Raw genomic sequence first — 14,267 nt, 5'->3', positions numbered from 1 at the left:
CCCGACGCAGCATCCAGTCCGCTGGTGAGCATCCGTGGCCTGCGCAAGCGGTTCGGCGGCACCCTCGCACTGGCCGATCTCGACCTCGACGTCCACAAAGGCAGCGTCCTCGCGCTCCTGGGTCACAACGGCGCGGGGAAGTCGACGCTCATCAAGATCCTCGCCGGCGTCTACCGCGCGGACGAGGGCCGGGTCACCGTGGCGGGCCACCCCCTCGGCACCGGCTCCGCCTCCGCCGAGATGTCCTTCATCCACCAGGACCTCGGCCTGGTGGAGTGGATGACGGTCGCCGAGAACATCGCCCTGGGCACCGGCTACCCGCGCAGCGCCGGGCTCGTCTCCTGGCGGCAGGTCCGCGAGCGCTGCGCCGAGGCCCTCGAGATCGTCGCCGGTCACCTCCATCCCGACACGGCGGTGGCCGATCTGACCCGTGCCGAGCGCTCCCTCGTCGCCATCGCTCGCGCGCTGTCCACCCGGGCCGGGCTCATCGTGCTCGACGAGCCCACGGCCAGCCTCCCCGCCGCGGACTGCGCGCGGCTGTTCGACGTCCTGCACACGCTGCGCGACCGCGGCCACGGCATCGTCTACGTCAGCCACCGGCTCGACGAGGTCTATCAAGTCGCCGACCGCTTCGCGGTCCTCCGCGACGGCCGCCTCATCAGCCAGGGACTCCTCGCCGGCCACGGTCCCGACCGGATCGTGCACGACATCGTGGGACACGAGCCGGACGGCCACCGGCCGCACGACTCTCGCGCCCCCGGTTCCACCGTGCTCCGCCTTGTCGGCGTCACCGCGCAGGGCGCCGGGCCGGTTGATCTGGACCTGCGTGCCGGGGAGGTCCTCGGCATGGTCGGCCTCACCGGCGCGGGTCACATGGAGCTCGGCCGGGCCCTCGCCGGAGCCCGGCCGCTGCTGGGCGGTCAGGCGCTCCTCGACGGCAAGCCGTACCGGCCCCGCTCGGTCGCCGCCGCCGTCGACGCGGGCATCGGTTTCGTCACCAGCAACCGCCACGAGGAGGGCTGCGCGCTCGAACTCACCGTCCGGGAGAACTTCCTGGCCAACCCCCGCGCCGGCGGCCGCTCACTCCTGCGCTGGATCAGCCCCGAGCGCGAGCGCGCCGAGGCGGCGTCCCTGGTCGAGCGGTTCGGCGTCCGGCCCGCCGACTCCGAGGCGCCCATCGCCACCCTGTCGGGCGGCAACCAGCAGAAGATCATGATCGGGCGCTGGCTGCGCATCAGCAGGCGCGTGGTGATCCTCGAAGAACCGACCGCCGGCGTGGACGTCGGCGCCAAGGCCGAGATCTACCGCCTGCTCGACGGCGCACTCGCAGAAGGACTCGCCGTCCTGCTCATTTCCACCGACTTCGAGGAGATAGCCAACGTGTGCCACCGCGCCCTGGTGTTCGTACGCGGGACCGTGACCGCCGAGCTGGGCGGCGAAGACCTCACCGTCACCGAACTCACCCACGCCGCCTCGGCCATGCCCGCTCTGACCGGAACGGCGGACGAGTGATGGCGACCCGCACCGCGGCCTCCCCTCGCACCACGCGATCGGCGACCGGCCGCCTGCGTGGGCAGCTGATCGGCACGTACGGCCTGCTCGTCCTGGCCGTACTGCTGTTCATCGTCTTCTCCCTCGCATTGCCGGACACCTTCCCGACCCTGGCCAACGCCTCGTCGATCCTGTCCAACCAGTCGATCCCGGCCATCCTCGCGCTCGGCGCGATGATCCCCATCGTCATCGGCAAGTTCGACCTGTCGATCGGGTACGGCCTGGGGCTCGCCCACGTCATGACGATGCAGCTCATCGTCGGCAACGGCTGGCCCTGGCCGCTGGCCTGCGCCACCGTCATCCTCGGCGGCGCGATCGTCGGCGTGCTCAACGGCGTGCTCGTGGAGTTCGCCCAGATCGACTCCTTCATCGCCACCCTCGGCACCGGCAGCGTCCTTTACGCCCTCACCCTCTGGAGCACCGACGGCGCCCGGATCGTCCCAGGCCCGCAGGGCCTTCCTCCGGCCTTCACGGACCTGTACGACTCCAAGCTCCTCGGCCTCCCCGTGCCCGCCTTCTACGTGCTCGCCCTCGCCGCCGCGCTCTGGCTGCTGCTCGAGCGGCTGCCGCTCGGCCGCTACCTGTACGTCATCGGGTCCAACGCCCGCGCCGCCGAACTGGTCGGCATCCCCACCCGCCGCTACGGCATCTACGCCTTCGCCGGCTCGGGGGCGGTGGTCGGCTTCGCCGGCGTCCTGCTGGCCGCGCAGCAGCAGATCGGCAACCCCAGTGTCGGCATGGACTACCTGCTCCCCGCGTTCGTGGGCGCCCTGCTGGGCTCCACCGCGATCAAGCCGGGCCGTGCCAACGCCGCCGGCACCGTGGTCGCCGTCGCCATCCTGGCCATCGGTCTCGCGGGCATCGGCCAGTTCGGCGCCGCTTTCTGGGCAACGCCGCTGTTCAACGGCAGCACCCTGCTGCTCGCGGTCGGCCTGGCCGGTGTCTCCGCCCGCCGCAGGCTCCGTGCGGGCGCCACCGCCACCCGCCGGCCGCTGCCCGATGCCACGGAGGACACCGCGGGACCGCCGCCGTCGACCGCCGGGCCGACGCCCGACGAGCCCCGGCGCGTCCCCTGATACGCGCCTGCAGCCAGCCCACACCCGCAGCCCCGTCTGTTCCGCATGCCGTCAAGGAGTCCCCGTGCCGCACCTCACCCGCGAGCAAACCCTGCGAACCCTGGCCGCCCTGGCCGTGGCCGCCGCTTCCGTCACCGGCTGCACCCGCGGGTCGGAGACCGCCGCCACCACCGCGGCCGCCGCTGCCTCGCAAGCCGGCTGCCCCGACGTCCTCGCGGCCGCGAAAACGGCCGTCGAGCAGGCCGAAGACGTGAACGCCCCCTGGGCCGGCCCGGCCGGAGGCCCGAAGGCGGCCCCCGGCAAGGCCATCGTCTACGTCGCCCAGAGCATGACCAACCCCGGCGTCGCCGGCACCGCCGAAGGCGTCAAGGAAGCCGCGCAGGCCATCGGCTGGCAGGTACGGATCATCGACGGGCAGGGCACCCCGGCGGGCATCCAGGCGGCGCTCAGCCAGGCCGTCGCCGTCAAACCGGCCGGCATCGTCCTGTCCGGCTTCGACCCCAAGTCGACCGCCCAGCAGCTGGCGCTGGCCGACGCCGCGGGCATCCCGCTCATCGGCTGGCACGCCGTCGCCGCACCGGGCCCGAGCAAGGACCCCCAGCTCTTCACCAACATCACCACGAAGGTCGAGGAGGTCGCGAAGATCAGCGCGGACTGGATCATCAGCCAGTCCAACGGCCGGGCCGGCGTGGTCGTCTTCACCGACGCCTCCATCCCCTTCGCCAAGGGGAAGTCGGACCTGATCAAGAAAGAGCTCGCCACCTGCTCCGGCGTCGAACTCCTCTCAGAGTCGAACATCCCCATCCCCGACACCAGCACCCGCACCCCGCAGGAGGTCTCCTCCCTGCTGTCCCGCTTCGGCGACAAGTGGACGCACTCCGTGGCCATCAACGACCTGTATTTCGCCGACGCCGCCCCCGCTCTGCGCGCGGCGGGCAAGCAGGGCGGGGACGCCCCGTTCAACATCGGCGCGGGCGACGGCGACCCGTCGGCCTTCCAGCGCATCAACGGCAAGGCGTTCCAGTCCGCCACGGTGCCGGAACCGCTGTCCGCGCAGGGCTGGCAGATCGTCGACGAGTTCAACCGGGCCTTCGCCGGCGAGCCCGCCAGCGGCATCGTCGCACCTGTCCACATCACCACGGCCGCCAACAGCGGCGGCGGCTCCTCGTGGGATCCGAAGGGCTACCGCGAGGCGTACCGGAAGATCTGGGGCAAGTAGTCATGGTGGGGTGGGCCGCGTTCAGCGGACCGCCGCAGGCAGCGGGGTCTGCGTCTACCAGGTGACCGGGAGCTCGGCGAACCCGTCGGCGATCCTCCCCTCGCTGCGCGGCAGCTCCGCGGCCGGTACGGCCAGCCGCAGCGTCGGGAAGCGCTGGAACAGCCTGCTGAAGACGGCGATCAGCTCGACCCTGGCCAGGCTGGCGCCGATGCAGAAGCGTGGGCCGTACCCGAAGCTCAGGTGCGGCTCGGGTTGCGGACGGCGGATGTCGAACACGTCCGGATCCGGATAGACCCGCTCGTCCCGGTTGGCCGCGCCCGGCAACAGCACGACGGCCTCGCCTCGCCGGATCGTCAGGTCGCCGATCTCGATGTCCTCGTGGGCGTACCTGGGCAGGCCGTGCAGGCTCGTCACGGCCATGCGCAGGATCTCCTCGACCGCGCCCGGAGCCAGGCCCGGGTCGGCCTTGAGCAGGTCGAGCTGGTCCGGGTTGGCGAGCAGGAGCAGCACGCCGAAGTCGATGCGGTTGACCGTGGTCTCGTGACCGGCGAACAGCACCGTGCCGGCCAGCCGCGCGACCGTCCCGTCGTCGTCCAGCTCGCCCGCCAGGTCGGACAGCAGGTCCTCGGCCGGATCCTGCCGCTTGCGCTCGATCAGGCCCGCCATGTACGTGCCCAGCTCCTCGCGGGCGGCCAGGCTCGTCTCCTGGTCGAGCATGTCGCCCATGCGGACCGACACGCCGCCGAAGTATTCCCTGTCCTCGTACGGGACGCCGAGCAGCTGGCAGATGACCAGCACCGGCAGCGGGAAGGACAGCTCGGCGTGCAGGTCCACCGGCGGCGTCAGCTTGGCGAGGTGGTCGAGCCGCTCGTCCACCAGGTCGCCGACGTGGTCGGCGAGCGCCTTCATCCGGCGGGCCGAGAACGACGGCATGAACAGCTTGCGCATGCGCTCGTGCTCGGCCTTCTCCGTGGCGATGTCGCCCTGGGGGCCGCCGAGCAGGGCCGAGCCGGACAGGCGCGCGGCCTTGTCCGGCTCCGGGTGCGAGCGGCCGAGGCGGCCGTCGTTGAACAGTTTGCGTGCGTCCTCGTAGCCGCTGACCAGCCAGAACTCGTCACCCGTCCGGGTGCGTACCCTGGCGATGCCCTCGCTGAGGCGAAGGTCGCGGTACGCCGCGGGGACCTGGAGTAAGTCGCTGCGTTCGAAGGGAATGACCGGAAGATCGCTCATAGAAGCTTCCCCACTGCTTTGACAGTTTCCGCCCATACCCTGGGGAAGTCGGCGTGTGCCCGCTCGGCGGTGTTGCGTTCGATCCCGACGAGCAGCCCGTACGTGAACGTGTCCTCGCCCGCCTGGCGGGCGCTCTCCGCCTCCTTAGCCAGCGTTTCCTGCGCGACCACGCCGTCCTGGTGCGTCCCCAGTACTTCCTGGATGTCCTCTGCCAGCTTAGCCAGCCGGGCCATGTCCTTGCCGAGAGCGGGTTGGAGCGCTTCTGCAGTGTATCGAGCGCGTTTGGCGGCCTTGCGCACGTCGTGCATGGCGATCTCGCGGCGTTCCAGGTCGTCGATGGCCTGGGCGCTCTCGTACGCCCTGGTCACCCGGTCCCAGCCGGCCGCCGCGATGGCGCCGAGCTTTTCCTGGGCCGGCTTGGCCGCCGCCTTGCCCAGGCTCGGCGCGGCGACGAGGTCGTCGAGGGCGTTGAGGAGGGTGTAGTAGCGGTCGCTGCTGAGCGCCTCCTTGATGCGCTCATACGCCTCCTGCTCACGCGCGTGCAGGTCGGAGCCGAGCCGGGTCTGGATGGGGCCGATGATCAGCTCGGGGGCCAGGCCTGCCAGCCGTTTGCCGAACCTGGCCCTGGTCACCTCCAGGTCGCGGGCCTCGCCGAGCACCACGCCAAGCCAGCGCAGCTCCTCCTGAAGAGGTCCGGTGTCGCGCACCACGCTCTTGAACGCCTTCAGCGCGCTACGCAGCCTGCGGGCCGCCACGCGCATCTGGTGCACGGCGTCGTCCTCGGCCCGGCGGACCCGCGGATCCTGCGACAGGAGGGCGTTGACCTGACCGGCCAGGTAGTCGACGACGACCTCGCCGGCCGAGCCGGGCTTCGTGGCGGCTTTGGCGGGCGATGCGGGTTCGAGCAGCTTGGCGAGCTTGCTGGTGGCATCGGAAGGTGTGGCGCCGGCCTTCCTGAGCCGCTTGCCGATCTTGGCAAGCAGCGCCTTGTCGCCGCCGTCGCACAGCTCGGCCTCGACCTCGCGCCACCGTACGACCTTTTCATCCACGTACACAGTGCCCTTGACGCGGTCGTCGGCGATCTCGGCCAGCTTGGTGTCGCCATCGAGCAGGATGGTGACACTCCTGCGGGTGTCCAGCTCCGCGACCACCTGGAGTTCGGCTCCGCGGGTGTGCGCACGGACGAGTTCGGCCAGCTCCGGGGGCACGATCTTGGTGCTGCGGGTGAGCGGGCGGGTGATCTCCTGGCGCACGCCTCTGGCCTTGGGCAGTTTCAGGTGCCAGCCGGCATCCTCGCCGCCCCGCCGTCTCCTGAGCGTGACGCCCCGGGACGCGAGTCTCAGATCGGGCGTGTCATAGTACAGCGCCACTAGCTGGTAACTCTTGGGACCCACGACGTCGGCCAGACCGCTCAGGTCCGGGATCGTGTAGTCCGGGGGAACGTCGAACTTGTCCTCGATCTCGATACCCACTACGCCTCACAAGTGTCCGATTTCGGACAATGATGCCACTACAAGGTGAACATCACAGGGCTTGCAGGAGCTCTAATCTGTTGCCGACCGGGTCAAAGACGTAAATCCGGCGGTAGCCGGGGAAGAGGTCGTCGGGCACGGCGCCGGGCAGCCTGGCGGCGTACGCGTCGAGGTCGTCCACCAGGAAGGCGGGATGGGCCTTGCGCGCGGGCCTGAAGTCGTCCTCGATGCCGAGGTGGATCTCCACGCCCTCACCGCGGAACCAGATGCCGCCGCGCTTGGTCAGCTCCGGCGGCTTGGCCACCTCACAAAAGCCCAGCACGCCCGCGTAGAACTCCCTCAAGAGCGGCTCGCTGCCCGCAGGCGCGGCGAGCTGGACGTGATGCAGTGCTCTGATCATCACTTCTGGGCCACCACGAAGATCCTTCTGAACGGGAAGGGCGTCCCGTAGCTCGTCGCCGGGTAGGCCTCGGCGAGCGGCCCGGCCAGATCGGCCGTGAACTGCCGCTGCTCGTCCGGGTCGAGCCGGTCGAGCATCGGGCGCAGCGCTGTGCCGGAAACCCAGTCGAGCACCGGGTTCTCGCCCTGGAGCACGTGCACGTACGTCGTCTCCCACGCATCCACCTGGGCGCCGCCATGGTGGAGCAGGTCAAGGTAGTGGACGGCGTCGCCGACCGGATTCCCCCTCGTGAGGTCGCCGAGCTTGTCGCACCAGGTCCGCGAGGCGCACACCTCGCGGATCGCGACGTGGCTCGGCGCGTCGAAGTTGCCCGGCACCTGGAAGGCCAGCCAACCGCCCGGGGCCAGCCCTTCCATCCAGTGCTCCAGCACGTCACGGTGCTCCGGCACCCACTGCAGGACGGCATTGGAGACGATCATGTCCATCGGCCGGTCAGGACGCCAGGTGGTCACGTCGGCGACGGCGAACCTGGCGGACGTCTCCAGCTGGCGGGCCTTGATGATCATCGCGGGCGAGGAGTCGAAGCCTTCGATGGTGGCGTCGGGCCAGCGCTTGGCCAGCTCAAGGGTGAGTTCGCCGCTGCCGCAGCCCGCGTCGACGACATAGTCCGGATTGACCGCCCCCACCCTGGAGATCAGCTCCACGAACGGCCGCGACCGCTCGTCGGCGTAGACGGCGTAGGTCACTGGGTCCCAAATATCTCTCGACATAAAGATAATTGATATCGAGAGATATATCTCGATGTCAAGACAGTACACTTCTGTGTCATGACGGAGGATGCTAGGGACGAGGTCGATCGCCTCGTCGCGGCTTGGCGAGCGGAACGACCCGACCTCGATGTCGAGCCGCTCCAGGTTCTCTCTAGGGTGTCACGATTGGCCAAGCATCTCGACCGTGCCCGGCGGGCGGCGTTCGCCGAGCACGATCTGGAGCCATGGGAGTTCGACGTGCTGACGGCGCTGCGGCGGGCCGGCAAGCCTTACGAGCTCAGCCCAGGGGCCCTGCTCCGCGCCACGCTGGTCACCTCGGGGACCATGACCAACCGCATCGACCGCCTGGCCCAGGCCGGTCTCGTCCGCCGGCGGCCGGATCCCGAGGATCGGCGCGGCGTGCTGGTGTCCTTGACGGACCCGGGACTGGCCAGAGTGGACGCCGCGTTCTCCGACCTTCTACGCCGCGAACACGAACTGCTGTCAGGCCTCGGCCTCGACGATCAACGTGCCCTCGCCGGCCTGCTCCGCACCCTGCTCTCCCCCTTCGACTCTCCCCGTTGAACCGAGTGGCCGCCGACTCACCGAAGAAGGCGGCCAAGAGTGCGCTCGTAACGGCGAGAACCCTGTGAGCGTTCACGACCGGCGCTCAAAGGCCGCGAGCCGACGTCGGCGGGTCCGGTCAGCTCGGCACCGCCGTAAAAAATGAAGACCAGGAACTCACTCGCCCAGGCGGTCGGCCAGTTCGAGCCACTCGGACTCGATCGTGTCCTTCTGGGTGGTGATCTCGCGTAGTTCGGCGTCGAGGCTGCCCAGTTTGGCGTAGTCGCTGGCGGCTTCCGCCATGGCGGCGTGGAGGCGGGTCTCCTGGTCCGTCAGCTTGTCGAGCTGGCGTTCCAGGCGGCTGAGCTCCTTGCGGAGCTCGCGTTCCTCCTTGGCGTTCAGCGCCGCCGCCTGGCCTGGCGATGTCGTTGCCGGCTCACGCGCAGCGTCCGTCGCGGCAGGACCACCGGCGGCAGCGGTCGTGGCGCGGCGGGCGGTCAGGGCGGTGCCTGCTGCGCGGCGTTCGAGATATTCGTCCACTCCGCCGGGCAGCAGTGAGAGCCTGCCGTCGCCCAGCAGCGCCACGGACCTGTCGGTCACCCGCTCCAGGAAGTAGCGGTCGTGGCTCACCAGGATCAGTGTGCCGGGCCAGCTGTCCAGCAGGTCTTCGAGCTCGTTGAGCGTCTCGATGTCCAGGTCGTTGGTGGGCTCGTCGAGCAGCAGGACGTTCGGGTCGTCCATCAGGAGCCTGAGCAGCTGCAGCCGCCGCCGCTCACCGCCGGACAGGTCGCCGATGAACTTCCACTGCGCCTCGCCCTTGAAGCCCAGGCGTTCGAGCAGCTGGGAGGCGGACCACTCCTTCTTGCCGACCTGGAGGTACTTGCGTACTTCCTCGACCGTCTCCAGCACCCGCCGCGTCGGGTCGAGCTCGGCGAGCTCCTGGGACAGGTGCGCGAGGCGTACGGTCTTGCCTCTGGTCACCCGGCCGGAGTCGGGCTTGATCGTGTCGGCGAGCAGCCGCAGCACGGACGACTTGCCCGACCCGTTGACCCCGATCAGCCCGACCCGGTCGCCCGGGCCGAACTGCCACGTGCAGCGATCGAGCACCAGCGGCCCACTCTCGGGCCCGCCGGCGTGCAGGGTGACGTCCTCGAGGTCGTAAACGGTCTTGCCGAGCCGGGCCGCGGCGAAGCGCATCAGCTCGACGCTCTCGCGCGGCGGCGGCTCGTTCGCGATCAGCGCCTGGGCCGCCTCGACGCGGAACTTCGGCTTGGACGTACGGGCGGGCGGGCCGCGCCGCAGCCAGGCGATCTCCTTGCGCATGAGGTTTTGCCGGCGATCCTCGGCGGCCTGGGCGATCCGCGCCCGCTCGGCCTTGGCGAGGACGTAGGCGGCGTAGCCTCCTTCGTACCGCTCGACGCGCCCGTCCACGACCTCCCACGTGCGAGTGGACACGGCGTCGAGGAACCACCGGTCGTGCGTCACGACCACCAGCGCGCTCTTCCTGCCCGCCAGGTGCGCGGCCAGCCACGCGATCGCCTCGATGTCGAGGTGGTTCGTGGGCTCGTCCAGCATGATCAGGTCGTGGTCGTCGATGAGCAGCTTCGCCAGCGCCGTGCGCCTGCGCTCGCCGCCCGACAGGTTGCCGGCCTTGGCATCGAGGTCGAGGTCGCCGATCAGGCTCTCCAGGATCTCGCGAACCCGCTGGTCCCCCGCCCACTCATGCTCGGCCAGCTCACCGAGGACGATCTCTCGTATGGCGGCGGCCGGATCGAGCGTGTCCTGCTGCGACAGGAAACCGACCCGCAGGCCCCGGGTATGGGTGACGCGCCCGCTGTGGGGCCGCACGTCTCCCGCGATGACGGACAGCAGGGTCGTCTTGCCACCCCCGTTACGCCCGACAACGCCGATGCGCTCCCCGGCCTCGACGCCTAGCGACACATCGCTGAGGAGTGGCTTTGGCCCGTAGGCATGGGAAACCGACTCAAGATTGACCAGATTCATGACGTACACAGGGTATCGGCTCCCGGGGGGCGGCCGAATGGACGCACCGGACCAGCCGGCCACCGTCCCGAGACGGCCGCCGATTCACCGAAGAAGGCGGCCAAGAGTGCGCTCGTAACGGCGAGAACCCCGTGAGCGTTCACGACCGGCGCTCGAAGGCCGGAAGCCGGTGTCGGCGAGTCCGGTCAGCTTGGCACCGCCGTAAAGAATGGGTGCTCCCGATGGAACGACCTGACCAGGCCCTTCGCCGCTGACGAAGGGCTCAATGCGGCTGAACCAGGGTGGCGCCGCGGACGGGGCCGTGGGCGGGGACGGCGGTGTGGGTGGCGCCCGTGGTCGTCAGGCTGAGAGCCAGATCGCTGGCGTGCAGGGCGTCGATGGCCAGGAAGGCGCAGGTGGGGCCCGAGCCGGAAACGATCGCCCCCAGAGCCCCGTGCTGGCGGCCCGCTTCGAGAGTCGGGGCGAGCTCCGGCCGGAGGTTGAGTGCGGCGGCCTGGAGGTCGTTGCTGAGGTGGGCGCCCAAGGCATAGGCGTCGCCGGTGCCCAGCGCCTCCAGCAGCGAGTCGTCCAGCTGGGGCCAGGGCACGTCGGCCCCCGCGACCGCGCGGAGCCGATCGCATTCGGCGTAGACGCTGGCCGTGGACAGGCCGCCGTCCGCGAGCGCGAACACCCAGTGGAACGTGCCGCCGGTCGGGAGCTCGGTCAGTTGCTCGCCCCGCCCCGTGCCGACCGCGGTGCCGCCGAGCAGGGAGAACGGGACGTCGCTGCCGAGGTCGCCGGCGATCTCCATGAGATCGTCGAAGGGCAGCCCCAGTCCCCAGAGCTCGTTGCATGCCACGAGGGCGCCCGCGGCGTCGGCGCTGCCGCCCGCCATCCCCCCGGCCACGGGAATGGCCTTCTGAATGACCAGGTCGGCGCCGTAGGTGCGGCCGGCGTGCTTGGCGAGTGCGCGGGCGGCCCGGATGGCCAGGTTGCTGTCGTCGACCGGCACCTGGTCGGCCCAGTTTCCGTTGACCGACACAGTGATCGACTCGGACTCCTTGGCCACGACCTCATCGAAGATCGACACGGCGTGGAAGACGTTGACCAGGTCGTGGAAGCCATCTTCCCTGAGCGGGCCGACAGAAAGCTGCACGTTGACCTTCGCGGGCACACGTACGGTCACCGAACTCATCGATCTACAGCCACTCTCATCACTTGCCGGGGTCAAAGACACTCGATGTTATCGGGGCCTGCCACCCTGACATGCTGTTCTGAAAATATGACCGAGCGAACGTCCGATTCATCGACACGCAGCGTCAAGATACCGGTCATGTGCCGCCGTCCTGATCGGTGACGAAGAGTGAACTGGAACCCGCTGGACGAGGGCTGTAGCGTGCTTGCCACCCTGGGGGTGGTTTTCTACCGAGGAGAGGTGTGTTGTCCGTGGTGACGGTTGTCGAGGTGCCGCAGTGGCGGGGGTCGGGATCGCGTACGGCGCAACGTCTTCGCGAGGGGGCGCGGTTGCTCGCCGATCTGGTGGAGGCGGATCACCGGGTGCGCGTCGACGTCGACGACGCGGATCTGGCCGGCACCGCCTCCCGGGTGCGTACGGCGGTTTCCGAGGCGCGTGACGCGTTCTTGATCACTGTTGGTGGCGACTGCGGGGTCGAGCTGGAGCCCGTGGCGGCGGCCCGGAAGCGGTATGGAGATCGGCTGGTCGTCGTGTGGTTCGATGCCCACGGCGATCTGAACACGCCGGAGTCGTCGCCTTCCGGGGCCTACCACGGGATGGTGCTGCGGGCCCTCACCGGTCAAGGGCCCGAGGGCCTGGTGCCGGAGGAGGCTCTGGACCCTGGGCGGATCGTGCTGGCGGGGGTGCGTGATCTCGATCCTCCTGAGGCGGCGTTCGTCGAGGCCAGTGGGATTCGTCACCTGAAGGAGGTGGAGTCCCCGGCGGCCCTCTTGGCGGCCATCGCCGCTGCTTCCGACGCCCCCGTCGTCTACGTGCACATCGACTTCGACGTACTCGATCCGGAGATCTTCCACAGCGTTGGGTGCCCTACCCCCGGCGGGTTGCATCCTGAGCGGCTCCTCTCCTTGGTCGCGGCCATCGGCGAGCGGTTCGAGGTGGCTGGGCTCGGGCTCATGGAGTATGAGCCCGCTCGGGACGAAGATCAGGAACTGCTGTCCGGATTGGTCGGACGCCTGGTGGAGGCTTGCGCTCGGAGGTAACCACCGCCCGAGGGGTGTTCTCCCCGAACGCGGTCAGCCGGGGCGTACGGTGCCGCGGAAGGCGGCACGGTAGTAGGGCGAGCTCAGGAAGTTGGTCGTCTTCACCACGTCGCCCGTCTTGGGGGCGTGGATCATCAGTCCTCGTCCCAGGTAGAGGGCCACGTGGGTGGGGTCGCCGCGGCCGCCGCCGAAGAAGAGCAGGTCGCCCACCCGCCGCTCCGCCGGCGGCACCCTCCGGCCCTGGCGGTATTGGGCGCCGGTGTAGTGGGTGAGGGACACGCCGGCCTTGGACCAGGCGTAGAGGGTCAGGCCGCTGCAGTCGAAGCCCTTCGTGTTCGCTCCTCTGCCGATGCCGATGGTGGGGCCTTTCGCGGAGCCCCCTCCCCAGGAGAAGGAGACGCCCAGCTGGCCGAGGGCGGCGGAGGCGGCGATCCGGCCTCGGGTGAGGGGCGCCTTCTTGATAGCGGACTTGAGCTTGATGACGGGCTTGAGCGCGTCGGCCGGGTTGGACGCGGACGCGGCGGCCTGGGCGGTGCCCGGGAACGCGGCCAGGGCCGCGAAGAGCCCGCCGGTGAGGGTGAGCCAGAGGAGAGCGAAACGGTGGATCATGGTCGGCCTCCCGGAGCCGTAGGGATCGGGGAGGCCAGGATCATGCGACCGGGCTCGGCGGCGCGGGGCCGAACACGGTTCTGTGGAATCAGGGGAAGCAGCGAGCGCGGTTGTGGAAAACTCCGGGCTATTGGCGCTGCCCAGGTCAGGTGTCTAGCGCAGCCGCCCAGGTCAGGGCCCTAGCTCAGTGCCCAGGTCAGGGGCCCAGCTCAGCCGCCCAAGTCAGGGCCCCAGCTCAGTGCCCAGGTCAGGGGACCAGCTCAGCCGCCCAAGTCAGGGCCCCAGTTCGGCAATGCGGGCGAAGGATTCGATGTCGAGTTGCTCGCCTCGCGCCGACGGGTCCACGCCCGCCGCCCGCAGGACGCGTTCCGCCTCGACAGGGCTGCCCGCCCACGACGCCAGGGCCGCGCGCAGGGTCTTGCGGCGCTGGGCGAAGGCGGCGTCCACCACGGCGAACACCTGCTCGCGCGAGGCCGTCGTGGTGGGCGGTTCGCGGCGGGTGAGGGAGACAAGGCCCGAGTCGACGTTCGGGACAGGCCAGAAGACCGTACGGCCCACCGGACCGGCCCGGCGTACGTCCGCGTACCAGGCCGCCTTGACCGACGGGATCCCGTACACCTTCGAGCCCGGCCCGGCGGCGAGCCGGTCGGCGACCTCGGACTGCACCATGACCAGGCCCTTGCGCAGGGACGGGAGGACCTCGAGGAGGTGGAGCACCACCGGGACGGCGACGTTGTAGGGGAGGTTGGCGACCAGGGCGGTGGGGGTGAAGCCCGACAGGTCACCGGGGGTGATCTTCATGGCGTCGGCGTTGACGACGGTGAGCTTGTCGGACGGGCCGCGGTCGGCGACGGTGATGGGGAGCTGGGTGGCGAGCACCGGGTCGATCTCGACGGCCACCACGTGTGCGGCCTCCGGCAGGAGGGCGAGGGTGAGCGAGCCGAGGCCCGGCCCCACCTCAATGACCACGTCATCCGGTGACAAATCGGCTACGCGGACGATGCGCCGGACGGTTCCCGCGTCGATCACGAAGTTCTGGCCTAGCTTTTTTGTGGGCCGAAGATCTAGCTTGTTCGCCAAAATACGTATTTCTGCAGGGCCCAACAGCCTCATCATCCAACCAGTCTCCCGCATCGAAGAACCTGCGATGGCGGATGGGGAGACCAAAGGAGAGGATGG

General features: G+C 69.8%; 13 protein-coding genes. 5 read left to right on the top strand and 8 right to left on the bottom strand.

The window, feature by feature from the left end:
- Nucleotides 1-24 precede the first annotated feature (24 nt).
- From ACTMTI_RS21440 to ACTMTI_RS21430, 3 genes are all read left to right on the top strand, one after another.
- Nucleotides 25-1,512: a sugar ABC transporter ATP-binding protein gene (locus ACTMTI_RS21440; protein WP_441122221.1), complete on the top strand. Its 1,488-nt coding sequence runs from the start codon at nt 25-27 to the stop codon at nt 1,510-1,512.
- A complete protein-coding gene (locus ACTMTI_RS21435) occupies nt 1,512-2,627 on the top strand; it encodes an ABC transporter permease (RefSeq protein ID WP_441122219.1) in 1,116 nt (371 codons plus the stop codon). The genes ACTMTI_RS21440 and ACTMTI_RS21435 overlap by 1 nt, the downstream gene beginning before the upstream one ends.
- A gap of 64 nt (nt 2,628-2,691) precedes the next feature.
- Nucleotides 2,692-3,846: a substrate-binding domain-containing protein gene (locus ACTMTI_RS21430; protein WP_441122218.1), complete on the top strand. Its 1,155-nt coding sequence runs from the start codon at nt 2,692-2,694 to the stop codon at nt 3,844-3,846.
- A 54-nt stretch (nt 3,847-3,900) separates the two neighbouring features.
- Here ACTMTI_RS21430 and ACTMTI_RS21425 read toward each other — a convergent pair whose 3' ends face one another.
- The 4 genes from ACTMTI_RS21425 to ACTMTI_RS21410 are packed head-to-tail and all read right to left on the bottom strand — an operon-like array spanning nt 3,901 to nt 7,718.
- Nucleotides 3,901-5,076 carry a cytochrome P450 gene (locus ACTMTI_RS21425; protein ID WP_441122217.1) on the bottom strand — a complete coding sequence of 392 codons (1,176 nt, stop codon included), beginning with the start codon at nt 5,074-5,076 and terminating at the stop codon, nt 3,901-3,903.
- On the bottom strand, nt 5,073-6,548 hold the full coding sequence (locus ACTMTI_RS21420) for a CYTH and CHAD domain-containing protein (protein ID WP_441122216.1): 1,476 nt from the start codon (nt 6,546-6,548) through the stop codon (nt 5,073-5,075). Before ACTMTI_RS21420 ends, ACTMTI_RS21425 begins: the two co-directional genes overlap by 4 nt.
- Before the next feature lie 52 nt (nt 6,549-6,600).
- Nucleotides 6,601-6,948, bottom strand: coding sequence for a VOC family protein (locus tag ACTMTI_RS21415; protein WP_441122215.1), 348 nt, complete (start codon nt 6,946-6,948; stop codon nt 6,601-6,603).
- Nucleotides 6,948-7,718: a trans-aconitate 2-methyltransferase gene (locus ACTMTI_RS21410; protein WP_441122213.1), complete on the bottom strand. Its 771-nt coding sequence runs from the start codon at nt 7,716-7,718 to the stop codon at nt 6,948-6,950. Before ACTMTI_RS21410 ends, ACTMTI_RS21415 begins: the two co-directional genes overlap by 1 nt.
- Nucleotides 7,719-7,775: 57 nt before the next feature.
- Here ACTMTI_RS21410 and ACTMTI_RS21405 point away from each other — a divergent pair, with 57 nt between their 5' ends.
- Nucleotides 7,776-8,282, top strand: a complete 507-nt coding sequence (locus ACTMTI_RS21405; RefSeq protein ID WP_441122212.1) for a MarR family winged helix-turn-helix transcriptional regulator — start codon at nt 7,776-7,778, stop codon at nt 8,280-8,282.
- Between the two features lie 156 nt (nt 8,283-8,438).
- On the opposite strand, the gene ACTMTI_RS21400 is transcribed toward ACTMTI_RS21405, so the two are convergent.
- Nucleotides 8,439-10,265 (bottom strand): ABC-F family ATP-binding cassette domain-containing protein, encoded by a 1,827-nt coding sequence (locus ACTMTI_RS21400; protein WP_441122211.1) that lies wholly within the window; start codon nt 10,263-10,265, stop codon nt 8,439-8,441.
- Nucleotides 10,266-10,527: 262 nt separating this feature from the next.
- Nucleotides 10,528-11,439, bottom strand: coding sequence for a 4-(cytidine 5'-diphospho)-2-C-methyl-D-erythritol kinase (locus tag ACTMTI_RS21395; protein ID WP_441122210.1), 912 nt, complete (start codon nt 11,437-11,439; stop codon nt 10,528-10,530).
- Between the two features lie 251 nt (nt 11,440-11,690).
- Here ACTMTI_RS21395 and ACTMTI_RS21390 point away from each other — a divergent pair, with 251 nt between their 5' ends.
- Nucleotides 11,691-12,479 (top strand): arginase family protein, encoded by a 789-nt coding sequence (locus tag ACTMTI_RS21390; protein WP_441122209.1) that lies wholly within the window; start codon nt 11,691-11,693, stop codon nt 12,477-12,479.
- Between the two features lie 33 nt (nt 12,480-12,512).
- Here the strand turns inward: ACTMTI_RS21390 and ACTMTI_RS21385 are convergent, their stop codons facing one another.
- Together ACTMTI_RS21385 and rsmA are read right to left on the bottom strand one after the other, a co-directional pair.
- The gene (locus ACTMTI_RS21385; RefSeq protein WP_441122208.1) at nt 12,513-13,088 is read right to left on the bottom strand and encodes an NlpC/P60 family protein; all 576 of its coding nucleotides are present in this window, start codon (nt 13,086-13,088) and stop codon (nt 12,513-12,515) included.
- Between the two features lie 273 nt (nt 13,089-13,361).
- The gene (rsmA, locus tag ACTMTI_RS21380) at nt 13,362-14,201 is read right to left on the bottom strand and encodes a 16S rRNA (adenine(1518)-N(6)/adenine(1519)-N(6))-dimethyltransferase RsmA (protein WP_441122474.1); all 840 of its coding nucleotides are present in this window, start codon (nt 14,199-14,201) and stop codon (nt 13,362-13,364) included.
- Nucleotides 14,202-14,267: the final 66 nt, after the last annotated feature.

It is taken from the genome of Nonomuraea sp. H19 (assembly GCF_052068215.1).
GTDB lineage: Bacteria > Actinomycetota > Actinomycetes > Streptosporangiales > Streptosporangiaceae > Nonomuraea.
Note: the sequence above shows the minus strand (reverse complement) of the source record. Positions and strands in the feature narration are given on the sequence as shown.

Coding starts and splice junctions, on each gene's coding strand:
- ACTMTI_RS21400 (WP_441122211.1), bottom strand. CDS start 10,265: ATGAATCTGGTCAATCTTGAGTCGGTTTCCCATGCCTACGGGCCAAAG.
- ACTMTI_RS21410 (WP_441122213.1), bottom strand. CDS start 7,718: ATGTCGAGAGATATTTGGGACCCAGTGACCTACGCCGTCTACGCCGAC.
- rsmA (WP_441122474.1), bottom strand. CDS start 14,201: ATGAGGCTGTTGGGCCCTGCAGAAATACGTATTTTGGCGAACAAGCTA.
- ACTMTI_RS21395 (WP_441122210.1), bottom strand. CDS start 11,439: ATGAGTTCGGTGACCGTACGTGTGCCCGCGAAGGTCAACGTGCAGCTT.
- ACTMTI_RS21405 (WP_441122212.1), top strand. CDS start 7,776: ATGACGGAGGATGCTAGGGACGAGGTCGATCGCCTCGTCGCGGCTTGG.
- ACTMTI_RS21415 (WP_441122215.1), bottom strand. CDS start 6,948: ATGATCAGAGCACTGCATCACGTCCAGCTCGCCGCGCCTGCGGGCAGC.
- ACTMTI_RS21435 (WP_441122219.1), top strand. CDS start 1,512: ATGGCGACCCGCACCGCGGCCTCCCCTCGCACCACGCGATCGGCGACC.
- ACTMTI_RS21425 (WP_441122217.1), bottom strand. CDS start 5,076: ATGAGCGATCTTCCGGTCATTCCCTTCGAACGCAGCGACTTACTCCAG.
- ACTMTI_RS21385 (WP_441122208.1), bottom strand. CDS start 13,088: ATGATCCACCGTTTCGCTCTCCTCTGGCTCACCCTCACCGGCGGGCTC.